The following is a 21584-nucleotide window of genomic DNA, read 5'->3' as shown; positions in this document are numbered from 1 at the left end:
AGATGGAAATCACTCTCTCCAAGAGTCTGTTGATCGCAGTGGTGCTTGCACCGCTGATCGGCAGCATCATCGCTGGCCTGTTCGGCCGGCAGGTCGGTCGCCTTGGCGCGCAGACGGTCACCATCCTGGGCGTCGGCGCCAGCTGCCTCATGTCCAGCTACGTGCTGTACATGCTGCTGTGGGGCGGCGCACAGCCGTACAACGAGAACATCTATACGTTCTTCGAAGTCGGCCAGTACTCGGCGCATGTCGGTTTCATGATCGACAAGCTGACGGCCATGATGATGGTTGTGGTGACCTTCGTGTCGTTCCTGGTGCACGTGTACACCATCGGCTACATGCAGGATGACCCGGGCTACCAGCGGTTCTTCAGCTACATCTCGCTGTTCACCTTCTCCATGCTCACCCTGGTGATGAGCAACAACTTCCTGCAGCTGTTCTTCGGCTGGGAAGCAGTGGGCCTGGTGTCGTACCTGCTGATCGGTTTCTGGTTCAAGCGCCCGACCGCGATCTTCGCCAACATGAAGGCGTTCCTGGTCAACCGCGTGGGTGACTTCGGCTTCATCCTGGGCATCGCCGGCGTGCTGTGGGTGTTCGGCTCGCTGGACTACGCCACCGTGTTCGCCAATGCGCCGATCCTGGGCAGCCCGCAGGCACAGATGCAGATCTGGTCCGGCGCGATCACCCTGTTCGGCACCTCGTACCAGGTGCTGGACGCCCCGGTGATCTGGTCCATCGCCACCATCATCTGCATCTGCCTGTTCATCGGTGCAATGGGCAAGTCGGCCCAGGTGCCGCTGCACGTGTGGCTGCCGGACTCGATGGAAGGCCCGACCCCGATCTCGGCGCTGATCCACGCCGCGACCATGGTGACCGCGGGTATCTTCATGGTCACCCGCATGTCGCCGCTGTTCGAGCTGTCGCAGACCGCGCTGAACTTCGTGCTGTTCATCGGTGCCACCACCGCGTTCTTCACCGGCCTGATCGGCATCGTGCAGAACGACATCAAGCGCGTCGTCGCGTACTCCACGCTGTCCCAGCTGGGCTACATGACCGTGGCGCTGGGTGTGTCGGCCTATTCGGCCGCCGTGTTCCACCTGATGACCCACGCCTTCTTCAAGGCGCTGCTGTTCCTGGGTGCCGGCTCGGTCATCATCGCGATGCACCACGAGCAGGACATGCGCAAGATGGGCGGCCTGCGCAAGTACATGCCGATCACCTTCGTGACCATGTGGATCGGTACGCTGGCCCTGGTCGGTACGCCGTTCTTCTCCGGCTTCTACTCCAAGGACACCATCATCGAGGCGGCGCAGCACCACGCGCACGTGTCGCACAGCTGGGTGGCCACCTACGGGTACTGGGCCGTGCTGGGCGGCGTCATCGTGACCAGCTTCTACAGCTTCCGCCTGCTGTTCCTGACCTTCCATGGCAAGGAACGCTTCCGCGACGCGCATGACGATCACGCCCACGCGCACGGCCATGACGATCACCCTGCCGACGCGCATGCGGTCGACGCCCATGCCGCCGATGCCCACCACGGCGACGCGCACCATGATGACCACGGCCATGGCCACGGTCCGCATGAGCCGCACGAAACCCCGTGGGTGGTGACGCTGCCGCTGATCCTGCTGGCGATCCCCTCGATCGTGATCGGCTTCTTCGGTATCGGTCCGATGCTGTACGGCACGGACTGGAAGGGCGCGCATGCCGAGCACGCGATCCCGGGCCAGGTGCATTCGTTCTTCACCGGCATCGTGGACTTCTACAACCCGTCCCGTGACACCATCGGTGCGCTGGCCGAAGAGTTCCATGGTCCGGTCGCGTTCGCGCTGCACGGCATGATGGCCCCGGCCTTCTTCCTGACCGTGGCCGGCTTCCTGCTGGCGGTGCTGTTCTACCTGTGGAAGCCGGAGCTGGCGGGCAAGGCCCGTTCGACCTTCGCGCCGCTGGTATCGGTGCTGGAGAACAAGTACGGCTTCGACAAGCTGTGGATCGGCGGTTTCGCCGGTGGCGGCATCAAGCTGGGTAAGGTTTCGCGCGCGATCGACACGAATATCGTCGATGGTGTGGTGGTCAACGGTTCGGCTCGCCTGATCGATCTGGCGGCCAACCTGCTGCGTCGCACCCAATCCGGTTTCCTCTATCACTACGCCTTCGCGATGATCATCGGCCTGATTGCCCTTCTGGGCGTCCTGATGCATTACCTGCGTTGATGACCTGTACGGAATAAGAAGACGTGTCGAACTGGCCCCTACTCAGTGTTCTCATCTGGCTGCCGATCCTCGGCGGTGCCTTGATCCTTGCCATCCGTGACGCCCAAACCGCCCGCTGGGCGTCGCTGGGCGTAGCGGTGCTGACCTTCGTGGCCAGCCTGTCGCTGCTCAGCGGCTACGACGTGGGGAACGACGCGCTGCAGTTCGTCGAAACCCGCGCCTGGATCCCCGCCTACAAGATCGGCTACAACCTGGGCGTGGACGGCATCGCGATCGCGCTGATCCTGCTGACCACCCTGGTGTCGGTGCTGGCCCTGATCGGCGCCTGGAGCGCCATCGACAAGCGCGTCAACCAGTACGTGGCGGCCTTCCTGATCCTGGAAGGCGTCACCGTCGGCATCTTCGCTGCCACCGACGCGATGCTGTTCTACGTGTTCTTCGAAGCCATGCTGATCCCGATGTTCCTGATCATCGGTGTCTGGGGTGGTCCGCGTCGCATCTACGCCGCCCTGAAGTTCTTCCTGTACACCTTCCTCGGCTCGGTGCTGATGCTGGTGGCCCTGATCTACCTGTACCTGAAGGGCGGCAGCTTCCAGCTGGCCGACCTGTACCAGCTGCAGCTGTCGGGCAAGGAACAGACCTGGATCTTCTTCGCCTTCCTGATCGCCTTCGCGGTCAAGGTGCCGATGTTCCCGGTGCACACCTGGCTGCCCGACGCGCACGTGGAGGCGCCGACTGCCGGTTCGGTGATCCTGGCGGCCATCGCGCTGAAGATCGGTGGCTACGGTTTCCTGCGCTTCAACCTGCCGATCGTCCCGGACGCATCGCAGGAATGGGCCTGGCTGGTGATCACGCTGTCGCTGATCGCAGTGATCTACGTCGGCCTGGTCGCCCTGGTGCAGGACGACATGAAGAAGCTGATCGCCTATTCGTCGATCGCGCACATGGGCTTTGTCACCCTGGGTACCTTCATCGCGCTGTGGCTGGTACGTGATGCCGGCAACCCAGACGCGGCCCGCCTGGGCCTGCAGGGTGCGATGGTGCAGATGGTGTCGCACGGCTTCGTGTCCGGTGCGATGTTCTCCTGCGTCGGCGTGCTCTACGACCGCATGCACAGCCGCCGCATCGCCGATTACGGCGGCGTGGTCAATGTGATGCCGTGGTTTGCCACCTTCGCCATGCTGTTCTTCATGGCCAATGCCGGCCTGCCGGGTACCAGCGGTTTCGTCGGTGAGTTCATGATCATCATGGCCAGCTTCCAGCGCAATCCGTGGCTGGCACTGGGTGCGGCAAGCACCCTGGTGATCACGGCGGCCTATACGTTGTGGCTGTACAAGCGCGTGTTCTTCGGTGAAGTGGCCAATGCCCATGTCGCCGAACTGAAGGACATCAACGGTCGCGAGTGGCTGGTGTTGGGTGTATTTGCCGTGGGCACGCTTGCCCTGGGCCTGTACCCCAAGCCGCTGACCGACCTGATGGAGCCCTCGATCGCGAAGCTGGCGATGCAGATCGCATCCAGCAAGCTGCTGTAATCGGGCCGTCGAGAGTATTGATTCCAGGATTTGATGATGACCACCTCGCCGCTGTTGCCGTTGACCGCCGCCGACCTGCCGCCGCTCGCTCCCGAGCTGGTGCTGATTGGTAGTGCGTTCGCCCTGTTGATCCTGGATCTGTTCATCAGTGAGAAGAACAAGATCTGGACCCACCTGCTGTCGGTCGCCGCGCTGGCCGCGGTGCTGTTCATGCTCGCCACCGGAGTGGGCGGGCAGGGCGAGGTCTTCCACGGCATGTTCGTCCGCGATACCGCGGCGGACGTGATGAAGACCGTGATCGTGCTGTGCAGTGGCCTGACCCTGATCTACGGCTGGAGCTACCTGCGCGAGCGCAAGCTGTACCAGGGCGAGATTCCGGTGCTGATCCTGTTCGGCACCGCCGGCATGATGATCCTGGTGTCGGCCGGCAGCCTGCTGATGGTGTACCTGGGCCTGGAACTGCTGGCCCTGTGTTCCTACGCACTGGTGGCCAGCAACCGTGAGAACGGTTTGGCCTCCGAAGCGGCGATGAAGTACATCGTGCTGGGTTCGCTGGCCTCGGGCCTGCTGCTCTACGGCATGTCGCTGATCTACGGCGCGACCGGTTCGCTGCATCTGGACGCGATCCACGCCGCCATTCCGCATTCGGAAGAGCGCGTGCTGCTGCTGACCGGCGCGGTGTTCATGATTGCCGGTGTGGCCTTCAAGCTGGGCGCGGCACCGTTCCACATGTGGCTGCCCGACGTGTACCAGGGCGCACCGGCGCCGATCGCGCTGTTCATCAGCTCGGCACCGAAGCTGGCCGCGTTCGGCATGGCCTACCGCCTGCTGGAAGTGGGCGTGGGCCCGCTGTCGGACGAGTGGAAGTACCTGATTGGCGGCCTGGCGGCGCTGTCGCTGGTGATCGGCAACCTGATGGCGATCGCGCAGACCAACCTCAAGCGCATGTTGGCCTACTCGACCGTGTCGCACATCGGCTTCCTGCTGCTGGGCATTGCTGGCGGTGGCGAGCAGGGTTACGCGGCGGCGCTGTTCTATGCCCTGAGCTACGCGATCATGTCGACCGCCGGCTTCGGCGCGATCATCGCGTTGTCGCGCAGCGGCTTTGAAGCCGAGAACATCGACGACTTCAAGGGTCTGAACGCCCGCAACCCGTGGATGGCCGGCCTGGTGCTGTGCATCATGGCGTCGATGGCCGGTATCCCGCCGTTCCTGGGCTTCTGGACCAAGCTGGCCGTGCTGGGCGCGGCGATCAACGGCGGCATGCTGTGGTTGGCGATCCTGGGCGTGCTGTGCGCGGTGGTCGGCTGCTTCTACTACCTGCGCGTGATCAAGGTGATGTACTTCGATGAGCCGGTGGGCGAACCGCTGCCGGCCAACAACGACCGCGTGCTGGGCGTGGTGCTGGGCGTGAATGCCTTGGCGCTGCTGGCCCTGGGCCTGTCGTGGAACCCGATCATGGTGTGGTGCCAGCAGGCATTTGCACATCTTGCGTAAAAAACGATACAAAACTGCGCAAATCGTGTAATATTCGTTTCCTGAGTTGTTGCTGCAGCGGTTTCGCCAGAACATCGTTGCAACGTACCCACCGTTGGTTGGTACACCGGCTCATCCGCTTCTGCTGCGGGGTGGAGCAGTCTGGCAGCTCGTCGGGCTCATAACCCGAAGGTCGCAGGTTCAAATCCTGCCCCCGCTACCATATAGCTCCGGTGCAAGCCGGAGACAGTGGACGAATCAAGCGACGCCGGCAACGGGGTCGCTTTTTTCGTTGCAGGCTCGGTAGAGCCGACCGTTGGTCGGCCAATCTTCCAGGGCGCGATGTACCAAGTTTCACCAAGGGGTTGCACGGGGATGAAAACTCCCTTACAATTCCGCTTCTGCTGCGGGGTGGAGCAGTCTGGCAGCTCGTCGGGCTCATAACCCGAAGGTCGCAGGTTCAAATCCTGCCCCCGCTACCACAGAAAATCTGCAGTGCAGATGCAGTAGACGAAAAAGCGATTCCGGAAACGGGGTCGCTTTTTTCGTTGTGGGGGGGGTGTTTTTTCTCGAGGCAAGGGCGGAGCAAAGGCTTAAGCCAGAGCAAGATCAAATTCGGTGTGCCGGCATCTGGGAGGGCGCTGGCATGGGCGGGCCCGCGGGGCACGCTGCAAGTACGTCCGTGTAAGCTCCGCCAGCGCATCCATGCGCTGGAGGGCCCCGCAAACCCACCCATGCCAGCGCCTCCGTAGAATGTCGGTGCGCAACGAAGATCAACGGCTGGCTCTGCTTTCGCTTGCTTTCGTCGTGTCGTGTCGCTGCTGAGGTGTTGGTCGGGTGTTTTGTTGGGTGGGTGGTGGTGTGGGGTTGGGGTGGAGTGGGGTAGGGATCCAGCTTGGCTGCTGGCGCGTAGCGCTGCCTTGCTTGATCTCAACGACTGGCTCGTCTGCATCCAGGTGCCGGTGCGGGTGGGTCGGCGGGACCGTAGAGCGCCATGGATGGCGCGAACGAGCCTACAGGGACGTACTTGCGGCGTGTCCCGCCAATCCACCCGCGCCGGGGCCCGCGACGCCAGCGTCCAGCCCGGCCTTTGACCTGCGCGCCACGCCCCGCCAGCCCGTTCAGGTTTCCCAATTCCCACGCCGCAAAGACCCCAAGCCATTGCACCAGCGCGGTGCAACGGCTATCATCAGCGGCTTAGCGGACTGACCATGCGTATCCTTTCAACGGATGTGAATGCGGCCCGCGACCGGCTTCCAGGAACGGCACCCTGTAACCAGGCCGCCGTGACCCCCCGGAAGACTGGGCTCGCAGGAATACACGCCGCGTGTATTCCCGCTACCGGAATCCAGCATGACCGGAGTTGTACCGGACAAGGGGCCCAGCGGGCCCTTTGTTGTTTCCGGAACATGTTCAGTAGAGCCCGGCCAGCGTGACTGGCCAACCCGTATCTCTTTCAACGAATCAAGGCCGACTGTGAGCGACAAGGCAACCGAAATCGCGAATCTGCTCGCCCCCACCGTTCAGTCGCTGGGTCTCGAGCTGCTGGGCGTGGAATATCTCACTGCCCCGGGTGGTGCGACGCTGCGCCTTTACATCGACGTGCCGCTGGCCGAACAGCCCGAGCGTATCGTCAACATCGACGACTGCGAACGCGTGAGCCGCGAAGTGTCCGCGCAGCTGGACGTCGAAGACCCGATCAGCGCCAATTACACCCTGGAAGTTTCCTCTCCCGGTGTGGATCGCCCGCTGTTCACCGCAGAACAATTCGAGCGTGCCATCGGCGAATCGGCCAAGGTCACGCTCAAGCTCCCGCAGGACGGCCGTCGTCGCCTGCAGGGCGAGATTCTCGCTGTAGACAACGAGCAGGGTACCGTCACCTTCAAGGTCGACAACGCCCCGTTCACCGCCGACGTCGAGAATATCGACAAGGCACGCATCATGCCGGACTGGGCCGCCCTCGGCCTGGCTCCGACCAAACCGACTGGCCCGGCACCCAAGCAGGGTGGCAAGGCGAACAAGAAACCATCCAACGAGCCGGCGGCCAAAAAGCCGCGCGCGGAGTGAGCCAATGAGCAAGGAACTTTTGCTGGTAGTGGATGCGGTCGCCAATGAAAAGGGCGTTCCGCGTGAAGTGATCTTCGATGCCATCGAGGCAGCATTGGCGTCGGCCGCGAAAAAGCGCTACCCCGACGAAGAAGTGCTGGCCCGTGTGTCGATCGACCACAAGGACGGCAACTACGAAACCTTCCGCCGCTGGGAAGTGGTGGCCGATGACGTGGTCATGGAGTCCCCGGACCGCCAGATCCGCCTGATGGATGCCATCGACGAAGCCGAAGGCGTCGAAGTTGGCGATTACATCGAAGAACAGATCGAAAACCCCGACTTCGGCCGCATCGCTGCCCAGGCCGCCAAGCAGGTCATCGTCCAGCGCGTGCGCGAAGCCGAGCGCCAGCAGGTCGTGGATGCATGGAAGGACCGCGTTGGCGAACTGGTCACCGGTGTGGTCAAGCGCGCCGAGCGCGGCAACATCTATGTGGACCTCGGTGGCAACGCCGAAGCCTTCATCCCGAAGGACAAGGGCATTCCGCGCGACGTCCTGCGCGCCGGCGACCGCGTCCGCGGTTACCTGGCCGAAGTCCGTTCGGAGCCGCGTGGCCCGCAGCTGTTCATCAGCCGCGCCGCCCCGGAATTCATGATCGAACTGTTCAAACTCGAAGTGCCGGAAGTCGGCCAGGGCCTGGTCGAGATCAAGGCCTGTGCACGTGACCCGGGCGACCGCGCCAAGATCGCCGTGCTGGCCCACGATTCGCGTACCGATCCGATCGGTGCCTGCATCGGCATGCGCGGTTCGCGCGTCCAGGCCGTGTCCAACGAGCTCAACGGCGAGCGCGTGGACATCGTGCTGTGGAACGAGAACCCGGCCAACTTCGTCATCAACGCGATGGCGCCGGCGGAAGTGCAGTCGATCATCGTCGACGAAGAAAAGCACTCCATGGACCTGGCCGTCGCTGAAGAGCGCCTGGCCCAGGCGATCGGCAAGGGCGGCCAGAACGTGCGCCTCGCCAGCCGCCTGACCGGCTGGCAGCTCAATGTGATGACCCAGGACCAGGTGACCGCCAAGTCCGAGGCAGAGCAGGGCGTTGCCCGCCAGCTGTTCATGGACAAGCTGGAAGTGGATGAAGAAATCGCCGCCATCCTGGTGACCGAAGGCTTCAACACCGTGGAAGAAATCGCCTACGTCCCGGTCGGCGAACTGCTGGCCGTGGAAGGCTTCGACGAAGACATCGTCGAAGAACTGCGTGCCCGTGCCCGCGATGCGCTGCTCAACGAGGCGCTGGCGGTGGAAGAAGGTCTGGAAGACGGTTCGCCGTCCGACGACCTGCTCGCCCTGGAAGGCATGGACGAGGCAACTGCCTACGCCCTGGCCGGTCATGGCGTGCGTACCAGTGAGGACCTGTCGGACCTGGCCGCCGACGAGATCCTCGAGTTCGGTATCGAGGACCTGGACCAGGAGCGCGCCGCCGCCCTGATCCTGGCCGCCCGAGCCGAGGAGATCGCCCGCCTGGAGCGCGGCGAATGAGCCAGCGATGAACAGTGCCCTGACCCGCTCAGGGCTTAGACTCCGCGCTGCCTTCGCACGTTTCGAGGGAGCGCCAACCAGATCATAGGATCCGAATGTCGCAGCAAACCACCATCCGCAAGCTTGCCGAACTGGTCAACACCCCGGTCGATAAACTGCTTGTACAGCTTGCCGAAGCCGGCATGAAGTTCAGCGGTCCCGACCAGGTCGTGACCAGCACCGAGAAGGTGAAGCTCCTGGGCTTCCTTCGTCGTTCGCACGGCAAGACCGAGCAGCCCGTCGAGAGCACCGACGACGCCGCCAAGAAGATCACCCTCAACCGTCGCAAGTTGCAGGAAGTGACCGTCAGCGCCGGCCGCAGCAAGACCACTGTCAACGTGGAAGTGCGCCAGAAGCGCACCTACATGAAGGACGCCAGCGGCAAGCCGATGACGGCGGATGAAGAGCGCGCCGACATCCTGCGCAAGCTGGAGGAATCCCGCCAGCGCAATCTGGACGAGCAGCGCGCACTGGCCGAAAAGGACCGTGCACGCGACGAGGAAATCGCCCGCAAGCGTCAGGAAGAAATCGACGCCAAGGAGCGTGCCGAAGCCGAGCGCAAGGCTGCCGAAGCGGCTGCGGAAGCGGCCAAGAACGCACCGCCTGCACCGGCACCTGCCGCTGCCAAGCCGGCCGCTGCCGCCGATGCACCGGCCCGTGCCGCGCGCCCGTCGGCGCCGTCGGCTGCGCGTCCGGCCCCGCGTTCGGACGACCGCAACTCGAACAACAACAACAACCGTCCGGGCGCCAAGCGTGACGACGAGGGTGGCAACCGCTTCGCCGGTCAGCTGCACCTGTCGGCTGCCGACCGTGCCCGTCGCGGCAACAACAGCAACTCGCGTGGTCGCCCGACCGGGCGTACCCAGCACGGCGGCCGTCGTGACAGCAACCAGTCGCGCAGCGGCGGCGGTGCCCATGGTTTCGAACGTCCGGTCGCTCCGATCGTGCGTGACGTCACCATCGGCGACACCGTCACCGTGGCCGACCTGGCCCAGAAGCTGGCCCTGAAGGGCGGCGACGTGGTCAAGGCGCTGTTCAAGATGGGCGTCATGGCGACCATCACCCAGACCATCGACCACGACACCGCCGCGCTGGTGACCGAAGAACTCGGCCACAACGTGATCCGTGCCAACACCAACGACGCCGAAGACGCGCTGCTGGCGCTGGCCGGTGGCAACCAGGGCGAGCCGACGGCACGTCCGCCGGTGGTCACCATCATGGGCCACGTCGACCACGGCAAGACCTCGCTGCTGGATTACATCCGCCGCACCAAGGTCGCCACGGGCGAAGCCGGTGGCATCACCCAGCACATCGGTGCGTACCACGTTGAAACGCCGAAGGGCGTGATCAGCTTCCTGGATACCCCGGGCCACGCGGCGTTTACGTCGATGCGTGCGCGCGGTGCCAAGCTGACCGACATCGTGGTGCTGGTGGTGGCGGCCGACGACGGCGTGATGCCGCAGACCAAGGAAGCCATCCAGCATGCGCGTTCGGCCGGTGTGCCGCTGATCGTGGCGATCAACAAGATCGACAAGGCCGGTGCCGACCCGATGCGCGTCAAGAACGAGCTGCTCGGTGAGCAGGTCGTGTCCGAAGACTTCGGTGGCGACATCCAGATGGTCGAAATCTCGGCCAAGGCTGGCCTGGGCATCGACGACCTGCTCGACGCGATCTCGGTCCAGGCCGAACTGCTCGAACTGAAGGCCGTGCCCGATGGCCGCGCCAGCGGTGTGGTCATCGAGTCCTCGCTGGACAAGGGCCGCGGCCCGATCGCCACCGTGCTGGTGCAGCAGGGTTCGCTGAAGAAGGGCGACTACCTGGTCTGCGGTATCCAGTACGGCCGCGTGCGCGCCCTGTTCGACGAAACCGGCAAGCAGCCCGACCAGGCTGGCCCGTCGATTCCGGTGCAGGTGCTGGGTCTGTCCGGCGTGCCGGATGCCGGCGATGATTTCGTGGTGGTCGAAGACGAGCGTCTGGCCAAGGACGTCGCACAGCAGCGCGAAACCAAGCGCCGCGAATCGCGCCTGGTGCAGTCGGCCGGCAGCCGCATGGAAGACATCATGGCAACCCTGGGCAAGGGCGATGGCCAGCAGGTGCTGAACCTGGTGATCAAGGCCGACGTGCAGGGTTCGGTGCAGGCGCTGAGCCAGGCACTGGTCGCGCTGTCCAACGAAGACATCCGCATCAACGTGATCCACTCCGGCGTGGGCGGCATCACCGAGTCGGACGCCAATTCGGCGGTTGCCTCCAAGGCCACCGTGATCGGCTTCAACGTGCGTGCGGATGCTTCGGCCCGTCGCATCATTGAATCCAACGGCGTAGACCTGCGTTACTTCTCGATCATCTATGACGTGATCGATCAGGTGAAGCAGGTGGCCTCCGGTCTGCTCGGCGTGGAAATTCGCGAAGAGATCATCGGTATCGCCCAGGTCCGCGATGTGTTCCGCAGCTCGAAGTTCGGTGCAGTCGCTGGCTGCATGATCATCGAAGGCACGGTCAAGCGCAGCAAGCCGATCCGCGTCCTGCGCGACAGCGTGGTGGTGTTCGAAGGCGAGCTGGAATCGCTGCGCCGCTTCAAGGAAAACGTCGAGGAAGTCCGCAACGGTACCGAATGCGGTATCGGCGTGAAGGCCTACAACGACGTCAAGCCGGGTGACCAGATCGAGTGCTTCGAGCGTATCGAAGTGCCGCGCACCCTGTAATGTTCCAGGCCGGACCGCCTCGCGCGGTCCGGTTCTTTCCGTTTGATCCGCATCACCTTTTCAAGACGAGCCTGCCTACCGTGCCAAAGACCTTCCATCGAACCGACCGTGTTTCCGCCCAGATCCGCCGTGAACTGGGAACGCTCGTGCACAACGCGGTGCGTGAACACGGCTTGCCTTCGGTGAGCGTCTCCGACGTGGAAATCACCCGTGACATGGCGCATGCCAAGATCTTCGTCACCGCGTTGATGCCCGAACGTTCGGTAGAAGCCATGAAGGGCCTGAAGGAACTGGCCTGGGGGCTGCGCATGGAACTGGCGCGTGCCATGAAGCTGCGCCACGTGCCCGAGCTGCACTTCCACTACGATGATTCGGTGGATCGCGGCGAGCGCATCGACAACATCCTGCGTGACCTGCCCGATACGCTGGCGGCTGAAAAGAGCCGGCAGCCGGAGGACGACGCCGGGGATGGCGACGCGGACGAAAGCGGCAAGAAATCTGATTGATGGACCAACAGCCCGCAAGGGCTGTTGTCTTATGGGGCGGTGCCCGGGTCGACCACGACCGCACCGTCGACCGCCGGACCTGCCGGCAGCGCCGCATGGCGCCGAGTGAAACCACGACATGGCACCCCGAATTACATTCCGTCGCCTGGACGGCATCCTGCTGCTCGACAAGCCGGGCGGCATGAGCTCCAACGCCGCGCTGCAGATCGCGCGGCGCCTGTACCGCGCCGAGAAGGGCGGCCACACCGGCAGCCTGGACCCGCTGGCCACCGGCCTGTTGCCGCTGTGCTTCGGCGAGGCCACCAAGATTGCCGGTCTGCTGCTGGGCTCGGCCAAGGCCTACGACGCCGAGGTGGTGCTGGGCCAGACCACCGACACCGACGATTCCGATGGTGCGGTGCTGCGCGAACGGCCGGTGCCGGCGATCAGCGCCGATGCGCTGGAGGCTGCACTGGCCCCCTTGAAGGGGCGCATCCTGCAGCGCGCGCCGATCTACTCGGCACTCAAGCAGGGGGGCGAACCGCTGTACCTGAAGGCGCGCCGCGGCGAGGTCATCGAGGCCCCGGAGCGCCAGGTGGAGGTGCACGCCATCGAGGTACTGGAGCAGCAACCGACCCGGCTGCGCCTGCGCGTGACCTGCGGTTCAGGCACCTATATCCGCAGCCTGGCCCGCGATCTTGGCGAGACGCTGGGCTGCGGGGCACACATCGCCGGCCTGCGCCGGCTGTGGGTGGACCCGTTCCGCGACGCGCCGATGGTGTCCCTGGACACCCTGCGGGCGTTGGTGGAGCAGGGCGACGAAGCGGCCATCGATGCCTTGCTGCTGCCGCTGGACGCCGGCCTGGCGCACTATCCGCGGGTCATCCTGGACGCTGAACAGACCCCGCGCTTCTGCGTGGGCCAGCGCCTGCGCGACCCGTCCTGGGCGCAGGGCACGGTCGTGGTGTACGGCCCGGACGAGGCCATCCAGGGCCTGGGCCAGGTCGATGAGAACGGCCGGCTGGCGCCGCAGCGGCGCTTCAACCTGGCCGGGCAGGGCTGACCCCGGCGCAGCCGGTCCTTGTCCCGGACGGCTGCGCCCGTTACAATTTCGCGGCCTTTTCAGGCTTCCCGCGTTCTGCGGGTTCATCCTTTCGTTCACGGCGAGTCACGCGGTACGTCAATGGGACGTTTCTGCGGGCCACGCATCCAAGAGAAAACTGATATGTCGATCGACACCCAGAAGGTCATTGAAGACAACAAGCGCAGCGCCGCCGACACCGGCTCCCCGGAAGTCCAGGTCGCCCTGCTGACCGCCCGCATCGAGCTGCTGACCGGCCACTTCAAGACCCACAAGAAGGATCACCACAGCCGCCGCGGTCTGCTGCAGATGGTCAACCGCCGCCGCAGCCTGCTCGACTACCTGAAGAAGAAAGACGCTCCGCGTTACAAGGCCCTGATCGAAAAGCTCGGCCTGCGTCGCTAAGCAGGAATCCCAACCGCGGCGCAGGAATGCGCCGCGGTTTTGTTTTGGTAGTACCGCATCAAACGCCTGGGCCGGACAACCGGTCACCCGTCGGCGGCAAGGGTCGCCCGCGGTCCATTCGAAGAAAGCATCATCCCAAGGACATCCCCCGTGGCAAAAATCACCAAAACCTTCCAGTACGGCAAGCACACCGTCACGCTTGAGACCGGCGAAATCGCCCGCCAGGCCGGTGGCGCCGTCATCGTCAAGTTCGACGACACCGTGCTGCTGGTCTCCGCCGTGGCTGCCAAGAGCGCGCGTGAGGGCCAGGACTTCTTCCCCCTGACCTGTGACTACCAGGAGAAGTTCTACGCCGGTGGCCGTATCCCGGGTGGCTTCTTCAAGCGCGAAGGCCGCGCGACCGAAAAAGAGACGCTGATTTCGCGCCTGATCGATCGCCCGATCCGTCCGCTGTTCCCGGAAGACTACAAGAACGAAGTTCAGATCATCGCCACCGTGATGTCGCTGAACCCGGACATCGACGGCGACATCGCCGCGCTGATCGGCGCCTCGGCTGCACTGTCGCTGGCCGGTACCCCGTTCAAGGGTCCGATCGCCGCTGCCAAGGTGGGTTACAAGAACGGTGAGTACATCCTCAACCCGACCGTGACCGAACTGAAGGATTCGGAGCTGGAACTGGTTGTCGCCGGTACCGCCAACGCCGTGCTGATGGTGGAATCCGAAGCCGCGCTGCTGTCCGAAGACGTGATGCTGGGCGCCGTGACCTTCGGTCACCGCGAAATGCAGAAGGTCATCAACGCGATCAACGAGCTGACCGTGGAAGCCGGCACCAAGCCGTCGACCTGGGTTGCCCCGGCCAAGAACGACGTGCTGATCAGCGCCCTGCAGGAAGCCATCGGCCCGCGTCTGGGCGAAGCCTTCCAGGTGCGCGACAAGCTGCAGCGCCGCGACGCCATCTCGGCGATCAAGAAGGACGTGATCGAGTCGCTCGCCGGCCGCGTGGCCGCTGAAGGCTGGAACCCGGCCGAGCTGTCGAAGGAATTCGGCGAGCTGGAATACAGCACCATGCGCAACTCGGTGCTGGACACCAAGGTCCGCATCGACGGCCGTGCGCTGGACACCGTCCGCCCGATCGCCGTGAAGACCGGCATCCTGCCGCGTACCCATGGTTCGTCGCTGTTCACCCGCGGTGAAACGCAGGCCATCGTGACCATCACGCTGGGCACCGCCCGCGACGGTCAGGTGATCGACGCCGTGTCCGGTGAGTACAAGGACAACTTCCTGTTCCATTACAACTTCCCCCCGTACTCGGTGGGTGAGACCGGCCGCATGATGGGCCCGAAGCGTCGCGAAATCGGCCACGGCCGCCTCGCCAAGCGCGGCGTGCTGGCAGTGATGCCGTCGCTGGAATCCTTCCCGTACACGATCCGCGTCGTGTCGGAAATCACCGAGTCGAACGGCTCCTCGTCGATGGCCTCGGTCTGCGGTTCCTCGCTGGCCCTGATGGACGCCGGCGTGCCGGTGAAGTCGCCGGTGGCCGGTATCGCCATGGGTCTGGTCAAGGAAGGCGAGCGCTTCGTCGTCCTGTCCGACATCCTGGGTGACGAAGATCACCTGGGCGACATGGACTTCAAGGTCGCCGGTACCGCTGAGGGCATCTCCGCCCTGCAGATGGACATCAAGATCGAAGGCATCACCGAAGAGATCATGAAGCAGGCTCTGCAGCAGGCCAAGGCTGGCCGTCTGCACATCCTGGGCGAAATGGCCCACGGCCTGACCGCTCCGCGCCAGGAGCTGTCGGACTACGCGCCGCGCCTGCTGACCATCAAGATCCACCCGGACAAGATCCGCGAAGTGATCGGCAAGGGTGGTTCGACCATCCAGGCCATCACCAAGGAAACCGGCACCCAGATCGACATCCAGGATGACGGCACCATCGTCATCGCCTCGGTCAATGCCATCGCTGCGCAGGCTGCCAAGGCCCGCATCGAGCAGATCACCTCGGACGTCGAGCCGGGTCGCATCTACGAAGGCAAGGTCGCCAAGATCATGGACTTCGGTGCGTTCGTCACCATCCTGCCGGGCAAGGACGGCCTGGTGCACGTGTCGCAGATCTCCAGCGACCGCGTCGAGAAGGTCGGCGACGTGCTGAAGGAAGGCGATGTGGTCAAGGTCAAGGTGCTGGAAGTCGACAAGCAGGGCCGTATCCGCCTGTCGATGAAGGCCGTTGAAGAAGGCGAAGGCGCCGTCGCCGAGTAATCGGCCGGGCCGGTGGCGCGGTAGGTGGGGACCGTTGGTCCTCACCCCTTGCGCCTCACGCGTTCGAACAACAAAAAAGCGGGCTTCGGCCCGCTTTTTTGTGCCCGTCGTTCCGTAACCCGGCCGACGATACTCTCCAGGCAGGCGCCTACGCCTCGCTCTCGTCCTCATCGTCGCCCACGCCCCGCCACCACACCGTGCCTTCTTCCGGTGCACTTTCCTCGCACGGCGGGCTCTCGATCGCATCGACGCTGCGCCCCGGCCCCGCGGCCACCCAGTTGGCCAGCAGCCGCTCCACCGCCGCCTTGCCCTGCGCGCCGATGCCCAGGTTGCGTTCGACCTGCCAGTCATCGTTGCTGGCGTCGCCGTCATCGTGATCGGTGTCGGCCGCATCGTCGCGGTGGTGGCCGACGCCATAGCTGCACCGCAGGCACAGCGACACGATCGACGCGGTCCAGTCTTCCACGTAGCCGATGCCGGGCAGTTCGGCCGCCTGCAGTTCGTCGAGGTCATCGGCCGACGGGCAGCGGATGAAGGCCACGAAGGTGCGGTGGTCCGAGCGCTGCAGGATCTGCAGGGCGTTGAACACCGGCACCGTGCCGTCATCCAGCGCGCGCTCGCCGGTCTTGGCGCCGTCATGCAGCACGATGTCGAACAGCCGGTGGCCGGTTTCCGGCAGGGGCACGTTCAACAATCGCGCGCGCACCACATCGATGCGCCGTGCAAACACGGTTTCACCATTGCCCCAGGGATTGAGGCGGATGCTGACCAGACCGAAATCGCGTTCGATCGGACCGTCGCCGTCGGGAATGCCGATGCCGCACCGGGTCCACTGCCGGCGCGCTTCGGCCCAGTCGCCCAGCGCGGTCGCGGCGATGCCGGCATTCCAGGCACTGGCGTCGTCGGCCGACCCATGCAGCGCCTGCGCGCGCAGGGCATGCTGCAGCGCGGCGGGCCAGTCGCGCAGGTACTTGTGGGCAAGGCCGCGCATGTAATGCAGGTACGGCACCTCGGGCGCCAGCGTGGTCAGTTCGCCGAACAGCGCACTGGCCTGCTTCAGCTGGCCGTGGTCGAAGGCATCGTAGGCACGCGCTTCCAGCGCGTCCCATGCGGCGGTGTCCGGTGCGGTGTCGCGTGGATCGGAAGTGTCGGTCATGTGCGCAGGATAGGCCGAATCCGGGCGCACCGTCGCCTGTCGCAGCGGCACGCCGTGGCGGAGCAACAGGACATCAGTGGGCCTTGCCCGATGCCGCGATTGACCTGCGCGACACTGCGCTGGCACATGCTGGCGGCGCGCTGGTGTCCGCTGGACGACTTCGCCGGACATCGGGTCAAAAGGCCTGCAATACCGTCGTCGCACGCGTGTGCATTTGCTAACGTGGCGCGGTCATCGACCCTTCTGGAGTCTGCATGTTCCGTCAGCGCCTTGCCGTTCTTGTCGCCTGCGCCGCCGCAGCACTCTCGCTGGCCGCCTCTGCTGCCGAACCCCCGTCGAAGGTGATCGGGGCGTACTACCCGGGCGGCTCGGCCGAACGCTATCCGGTCGCGGACATACCGGCCGACACGCTCACCCATCTGTTCTACGCATTCGCCACCATCGACGCGGGCAGGTGCGTGGTGGGGCCGCAGGCGGACGCGCATTTCACGGCGCTGGCGGCGCTCAAGCGTGCGCACCCGAAGCTGCATACCCTGATCTCGATCGGCGGCTGGAACGCCGGCGGCTTCTCCGACGCGGCGTTGACGGCCGACAGCCGCGCGCGGTTTGTTGCGTCCTGCGTGGCGCTGTTCTTCGACACGCACCGCGGCAGTTTCGACGGCGTGGACATCGACTGGGAATTCCCGGTGTATGGCGGCCCGACCGACATCACCGACCGCCCGCAGGACCGCCGCAACATGACCCTGCTGGTGCAGGAATTCCGTCGCCAGCTCGATGCGGTCGGCACGCCCCGTGGCCAGCACCTGTTGCTGACCGCCGCGCTGCCGGCCGGCCGCGTGCAGACCGACGGCGCCTACGATCCTGCGCGCAGCTACGAGCTGAGGGAACTGGGCGAACGGCTCGATTTCATCAACCTGATGAGTTACGACATGGGCACCGGCTTCTCGGCCGTCTCCACCTTCAATGCGCCGCTGCGTGAGGTGACCGACGATCCGTTGGCCCCGGCGCAGCGGCGGTGGAACAACGTGGAAGGCGCCGTGGCCTACTACCAGCAGCAGGGCGTGCCGGCCAGCAAACTGGTGCTGGGCGTGCCGTTCTATGGGCGCGGTTTCCGCGTCACTGCGGGCGACAACGATGGCCTGTACCAGCCTTACAGCGCCCCGTTCGACGCCGGCGACTGGCGGCGCATCCGCAGCACGTTCCTGGACACGCCCGGCTGGCAGCGGCACTGGCATCCGGTGGCGCAGAGCCCCTGGCTGTACAACCCGACCGAACGGATCTTCATCAGCTATGAAGACCCGACCTCGATTGGCATACGTGCAGCGTTCGCCAAGTCCGCCGCGCTGCGCGGGGTGTTCACCTGGGAGCTGACCGGCGACGACGCACAGGGCAGCCTGCTGCAGGCAATGGCCGCGCCGTTCCTGCCTTAGTCCAGGTAGTGCGACACCTCGATCAGGTTGCCATCCGGATCGCGGAAATACACCGACAGGATCGGCCCGGTGGCGCCGGTGCGCTGCACCGGGCCGTCTTCCACGTCCACCTGCTGCGCCTGCAGGTGGGCCAGGATCTCGTCCATGCGGGCGTAGGTGATCAGGCACAGGTCCGCCGAACCGGGGGTGGGGCGCAGCGCCTTGGGGTCGAACTCGCGGCCGTGCGCGTGCAGGTTGATCTTCTGCAGCCCGAAGCGCAGCGCGGTGCGCCCGGCGCCGAAGGTCTCCACGGCCATGCCCAGCACGCGCTGGTAGAAATCGCAGGTGGTGTCGATGTCGGCCACGGTGAGTACCAGGTGGTCGAGACGGTCGATATGCAGGTCGGTCATGGCAGTGCGGGAAGGCGGGGAAACCGGCACGTTACGCCCGCCACCGGCAATGCACGGTGAGCGGGGGCGCGTTGCATGGCGGGAGACCAACGGCACCTGCGGGGCGGTTGCGCGGTGCCCTATGCTTGGCCGCATGGAGACCGTGCGCCTGCTGGACCTGGAGATCGACCGCACCCTGCAGCAGGTGCGGCGCGGTGATGCCGTCCTGCCGGTCAGCGGGCTGAGCTGGCGGCTGCTCGACTGCCTGCTGGCCCACGGCACCGACGTGGTGAGCTTCGATACCCTCGCCGGGCAGGTGTGGGCCCCGGCGGTGGTCGGCGAAGACGCGATCAGCCAGCGGGTGAAGCTGCTGCGCCAGGCGCTGGGCGATGACAGCCGCCGTCCACGGTATGTGCGCTCGGTCCGCGGCCGCGGTTATCAGCTCTGCGCGCCCGTGCAGCCGGTCGTGCACACGCCAGCGAGCCGTGCACCTCGTGTGGCGCGGCGCTGGGGCTGGCGCGGGGCCACTGGCGTTACCAGTGCAGTGATTGTCGCTGCGGCCGTGGCCGTGATCGCGTGGCCCACCGCCGCCCCGCGCTCGCCGGCCGACGCGCTGCTGCAACGTGCCGACCACTACGCCGGTATCGGCCAGGCCAGCAACAACGCGCGCGCCCTCGCGCTGTACCGGCAGGCGCTGCAGGTCGATCCGGACCTGCCAGCCGCACGACGCGGGCTGGCACGTGCGCTGGCAGCCGAGACCTGCCTGTTCAATGGTCCCGCCGAGCGTGCGCAGCAGGCCCTGGTCGAAGCGGACCGGGTGCTGCGCGCCGCACCGGACGATGCCGCCGCACTCGCCGCGCGCGGATATGCCCATGACTGCCTGGGGGCGATGCCGCGCGCGATCGCCGACTACCAGCGGGCGCTGCAGCGCGACCCGGACGATGAGCGCACCCGCGCCTCGCTGGCGTACCTGCAGCAGGAACAGGGCCACCTTGCACAGGCCCTGCAGGCCAACCTCTCGCTGCGCGCGCCCGAGCGCGTCCGCTTCCGTGAGGTGCAGGTCGCGCGCGAGCTGGAACTGCTCGGCTTCACCGACGCCGCTGCACGTCGCCACGAACGCAACTTCCAGCTGTTCCCCGACAACGTGTTCGCCAACATCGCCTGGCCGCGCAGCCTGCTGCTCATGGGCGATGCGGACCGGGCACGGGCGGCGCTGCAGCAGGCGCTTGCGCGCGGTACGCCGCATCCGCAGTTGTTCCGCCTGCAGGGCGAGATGCTGCTGATGCAGGGCGACGCCGCGGGCGCGGCGCAGGCCTTCGAGCGCGGCCGGGAGCTGCGTCCGCAGCAATCAATGGGGCAGACCCTGGCCGGCCTGTACGGCACCGTACCGGCCACGCCGACGTGGATCGCCGCGCAGCTGCAGGCGCAGGCCGGCGACACTGGGGATGGCTGGTCGGACATGGCCCTTGAACGCGCCCTGCTGCACCAGGCCCAGGGCAACACGGAGGCCGCCGTGGCCGACCTGCAGCGTGCGGTGGACGCGGGCTTCCGCGATGCCGCCTGGCTGCGCGCGACCCCGCTGTTCGCGCCGCTGCGCGCGACACCCGGGTGGCCACCGTTGCTGGCCCGGATCGAGGCCGATGTCGGTGCGCAGCGCGCGCAGGTCCTGGCCGCCGGGTGGCGGCCAGGCGATCTGGACGGGCTCAGTCCAGCGCGGGCAGCAGGAACCCGGTAAGGATGCGCCGCGACTGCGGGTGGGCGTAGCTGCGGTTGTAGGCCGTGCTGGTGATGACCGCCACCAGCTTTCTGTCCGGGATCACGAACACGTAGTTGCCGCCGTTGCCGGACATCGCCCACAGCGTCGTCTCCCGGCCCTGCACGGGCAGTTTCAGGCCCCACCACTGGTATCCGTAGTCGCTGCCATCGCCGGTGCTGGCCTGTGCGCTGAGCATCGCGGTCACGTAGTCGGCCGGGATCAGTGCCTTGCCCTGCCAACGCCCACCGGCCAGCACCAACTCGCCCAGACGTGCCAGGTCCCGGCTGCGGTAGCGGGTGCCGCCGCCGCCCATGCCGATGCCTTCCGGCGAACGGTTCCATCGGCTGGCGGTGATCCCCAGCGGACGCTCCAGCGCCTGCGCGGCATAGTCGGCCAGCGGCCGCTTCGTGGCGCGTTCCAACACGGCGCCAAGCACGAACGAATTGGCCGTGCAGTAGGCGTGGGCACGCCCATGCGGGCTGTCCTGAGGGCGCGTCATCCACGGCGCGAAACCTTTCACCGGCAGCGCCAGGGCGAAGTCCAGCCAGCGCTCGGTGACGTACATGCGTTCCTCGTTGCCGGCCGAGAACGCGTTCTCGTCGTCGCACTCCCACAGGCTGCTCATGGTGAGCAGGTCTTCGAGGGTGGTCGCGCGCAGGCGTGGATCGACCGGATGGGTGGCGGTGAATTCGGGAAAGTAGTCGTACACCCGCGCCTTCACCCCCGGCAGGTGGCCATCGCCGATGGCCGCGCCGACCAGCATGGCGGTGACGCTTTTACTGGCCGAACGCACATCATGCAGCGTGTCGGCGCTGGCCCCGTTGAAGTAGTGCTCGTAGGCGATCTGTCCGTCCACCAGCAGCAGCACGCTGGTGACCTGCTTGATGTCGTCGGTGGCGATGGCCGCTTCCAGGGCGGCCAGTGGGGCGGGATCCGGTGAGGGCGGCGCGGCGCGTCCCGCCACTGGCAGGCAGGCGAGCCAGGACAGGATCAGGGCGGCGCATCGGTAGGGACGGGTGTGCATGGTTGGGCTCCTTGAAGGGGAGCCCGACTACGCCACGGAGGCGACTGAAGTGCTGGAAGAACGCCTGAAGGTTTC

Annotated in this window: 15 protein-coding genes and 2 tRNA genes; 14 read left to right on the top strand and 3 right to left on the bottom strand. The window is 65.7% G+C overall.

What is annotated here, in order from left to right; translation table 11 throughout:
- Positions 1–2 precede the first annotated feature (2 nt).
- The 12 genes from nuoL (at position 3) to pnp (ending at position 15775) form a co-directional block, all read left to right on the top strand.
- A complete protein-coding gene (nuoL, locus tag ABIA71_RS09780; protein ID WP_354285042.1) occupies positions 3–2213 on the top strand; it encodes an NADH-quinone oxidoreductase subunit L in 2211 nt (736 codons plus the stop codon).
- Positions 2214–2236: 23 nt separating this feature from the next.
- The gene (locus ABIA71_RS09775) at positions 2237–3745 is read left to right on the top strand and encodes an NADH-quinone oxidoreductase subunit M (protein WP_128095987.1); all 1509 of its coding nucleotides are present in this window, start codon (positions 2237–2239) and stop codon (positions 3743–3745) included.
- Between the two features lie 36 nt (positions 3746–3781).
- The gene (nuoN, locus tag ABIA71_RS09770) at positions 3782–5242 is read left to right on the top strand and encodes an NADH-quinone oxidoreductase subunit NuoN (RefSeq protein ID WP_128095988.1); all 1461 of its coding nucleotides are present in this window, start codon (positions 3782–3784) and stop codon (positions 5240–5242) included.
- Between the two features lie 125 nt (positions 5243–5367).
- Positions 5368–5444 (top strand) — tRNA-Met (locus tag ABIA71_RS09765).
- A gap of 182 nt (positions 5445–5626) precedes the next feature.
- A tRNA-Met gene (locus ABIA71_RS09760) sits at positions 5627–5703 on the top strand.
- A 994-nt stretch (positions 5704–6697) separates the two neighbouring features.
- Positions 6698–7288, top strand: a complete 591-nt coding sequence (gene rimP / locus ABIA71_RS09755) for a ribosome maturation factor RimP (RefSeq protein WP_038687250.1) — start codon at positions 6698–6700, stop codon at positions 7286–7288.
- A gap of 4 nt (positions 7289–7292) precedes the next feature.
- Positions 7293–8804 carry a transcription termination factor NusA gene (gene nusA / locus ABIA71_RS09750; protein ID WP_038687252.1) on the top strand — a complete coding sequence of 504 codons (1512 nt, stop codon included), beginning with the start codon at positions 7293–7295 and terminating at the stop codon, positions 8802–8804.
- A 95-nt stretch (positions 8805–8899) separates the two neighbouring features.
- Positions 8900–11545 (top strand): translation initiation factor IF-2, encoded by a 2646-nt coding sequence (infB, locus tag ABIA71_RS09745; protein ID WP_354285041.1) that lies wholly within the window; start codon positions 8900–8902, stop codon positions 11543–11545.
- A 71-nt stretch (positions 11546–11616) separates the two neighbouring features.
- Positions 11617–12051 carry a 30S ribosome-binding factor RbfA gene (gene rbfA / locus ABIA71_RS09740; RefSeq protein WP_354285134.1) on the top strand — a complete coding sequence of 145 codons (435 nt, stop codon included), beginning with the start codon at positions 11617–11619 and terminating at the stop codon, positions 12049–12051.
- 118 nt (positions 12052–12169) lie between these two features.
- On the top strand, positions 12170–13093 hold the full coding sequence (gene truB, locus ABIA71_RS09735; protein WP_354285040.1) for a tRNA pseudouridine(55) synthase TruB: 924 nt from the start codon (positions 12170–12172) through the stop codon (positions 13091–13093).
- Between the two features lie 162 nt (positions 13094–13255).
- Entirely contained in the window at positions 13256–13516 is a 261-nt protein-coding gene (gene rpsO, locus ABIA71_RS09730) for a 30S ribosomal protein S15 (RefSeq protein WP_038687260.1), read from the top strand.
- A 150-nt stretch (positions 13517–13666) separates the two neighbouring features.
- The gene (gene pnp / locus ABIA71_RS09725; protein WP_354285039.1) at positions 13667–15775 is read left to right on the top strand and encodes a polyribonucleotide nucleotidyltransferase; all 2109 of its coding nucleotides are present in this window, start codon (positions 13667–13669) and stop codon (positions 15773–15775) included.
- Positions 15776–15923: 148 nt separating this feature from the next.
- On the opposite strand, the gene ABIA71_RS09720 is transcribed toward pnp, so the two are convergent.
- Positions 15924–16931, bottom strand: coding sequence for a tetratricopeptide repeat protein (locus tag ABIA71_RS09720; protein ID WP_354285038.1), 1008 nt, complete (start codon positions 16929–16931; stop codon positions 15924–15926).
- Between the two features lie 254 nt (positions 16932–17185).
- Between ABIA71_RS09720 and ABIA71_RS09715 the strand changes: the two genes are divergently transcribed.
- The gene (locus ABIA71_RS09715; RefSeq protein WP_354285037.1) at positions 17186–18361 is read left to right on the top strand and encodes a glycoside hydrolase family 18 protein; all 1176 of its coding nucleotides are present in this window, start codon (positions 17186–17188) and stop codon (positions 18359–18361) included.
- On the opposite strand, the gene ABIA71_RS09710 is transcribed toward ABIA71_RS09715, so the two are convergent.
- Complete coding sequence (locus ABIA71_RS09710; protein WP_354285133.1) at positions 18358–18741, bottom strand: VOC family protein; 384 nt, start codon at positions 18739–18741, stop codon at positions 18358–18360. The genes ABIA71_RS09715 and ABIA71_RS09710 overlap by 4 nt on opposite strands.
- A gap of 142 nt (positions 18742–18883) precedes the next feature.
- On the opposite strand from ABIA71_RS09710, the gene ABIA71_RS09705 reads away from it, so the two are divergent.
- A complete protein-coding gene (locus tag ABIA71_RS09705) occupies positions 18884–20464 on the top strand; it encodes a tetratricopeptide repeat protein (protein ID WP_354285036.1) in 1581 nt (526 codons plus the stop codon).
- On the opposite strand, the gene ABIA71_RS09700 is transcribed toward ABIA71_RS09705, so the two are convergent.
- Positions 20433–21509: a serine hydrolase domain-containing protein gene (locus ABIA71_RS09700; RefSeq protein WP_354285035.1), complete on the bottom strand. Its 1077-nt coding sequence runs from the start codon at positions 21507–21509 to the stop codon at positions 20433–20435. The two genes, ABIA71_RS09705 and ABIA71_RS09700, sit on opposite strands and share 32 nt — an antisense overlap.
- Between the last annotated feature and the right edge of the window lie 75 nt (positions 21510–21584).

The sequence above is a fragment of the Stenotrophomonas sp. 2619 genome (assembly GCF_040548725.1).
In the GTDB taxonomy this organism is placed as follows: domain Bacteria; phylum Pseudomonadota; class Gammaproteobacteria; order Xanthomonadales; family Xanthomonadaceae; genus Stenotrophomonas; species Stenotrophomonas maltophilia_AP.
This window is presented reverse-complemented; position numbering and strand designations above follow the sequence as displayed.

Coding starts and splice junctions, on each gene's coding strand:
- nuoL (WP_354285042.1), top strand. CDS start 3: ATGGAAATCACTCTCTCCAAGAGTCTGTTGATCGCAGTGGTGCTTGCA.
- nuoN (WP_128095988.1), top strand. CDS start 3,782: ATGACCACCTCGCCGCTGTTGCCGTTGACCGCCGCCGACCTGCCGCCG.
- nusA (WP_038687252.1), top strand. CDS start 7,293: ATGAGCAAGGAACTTTTGCTGGTAGTGGATGCGGTCGCCAATGAAAAG.
- infB (WP_354285041.1), top strand. CDS start 8,900: ATGTCGCAGCAAACCACCATCCGCAAGCTTGCCGAACTGGTCAACACC.
- truB (WP_354285040.1), top strand. CDS start 12,170: ATGGCACCCCGAATTACATTCCGTCGCCTGGACGGCATCCTGCTGCTC.
- rpsO (WP_038687260.1), top strand. CDS start 13,256: ATGTCGATCGACACCCAGAAGGTCATTGAAGACAACAAGCGCAGCGCC.
- ABIA71_RS09720 (WP_354285038.1), bottom strand. CDS start 16,931: ATGACCGACACTTCCGATCCACGCGACACCGCACCGGACACCGCCGCA.
- ABIA71_RS09715 (WP_354285037.1), top strand. CDS start 17,186: ATGTTCCGTCAGCGCCTTGCCGTTCTTGTCGCCTGCGCCGCCGCAGCA.
- ABIA71_RS09705 (WP_354285036.1), top strand. CDS start 18,884: ATGGAGACCGTGCGCCTGCTGGACCTGGAGATCGACCGCACCCTGCAG.
- ABIA71_RS09700 (WP_354285035.1), bottom strand. CDS start 21,509: ATGCACACCCGTCCCTACCGATGCGCCGCCCTGATCCTGTCCTGGCTC.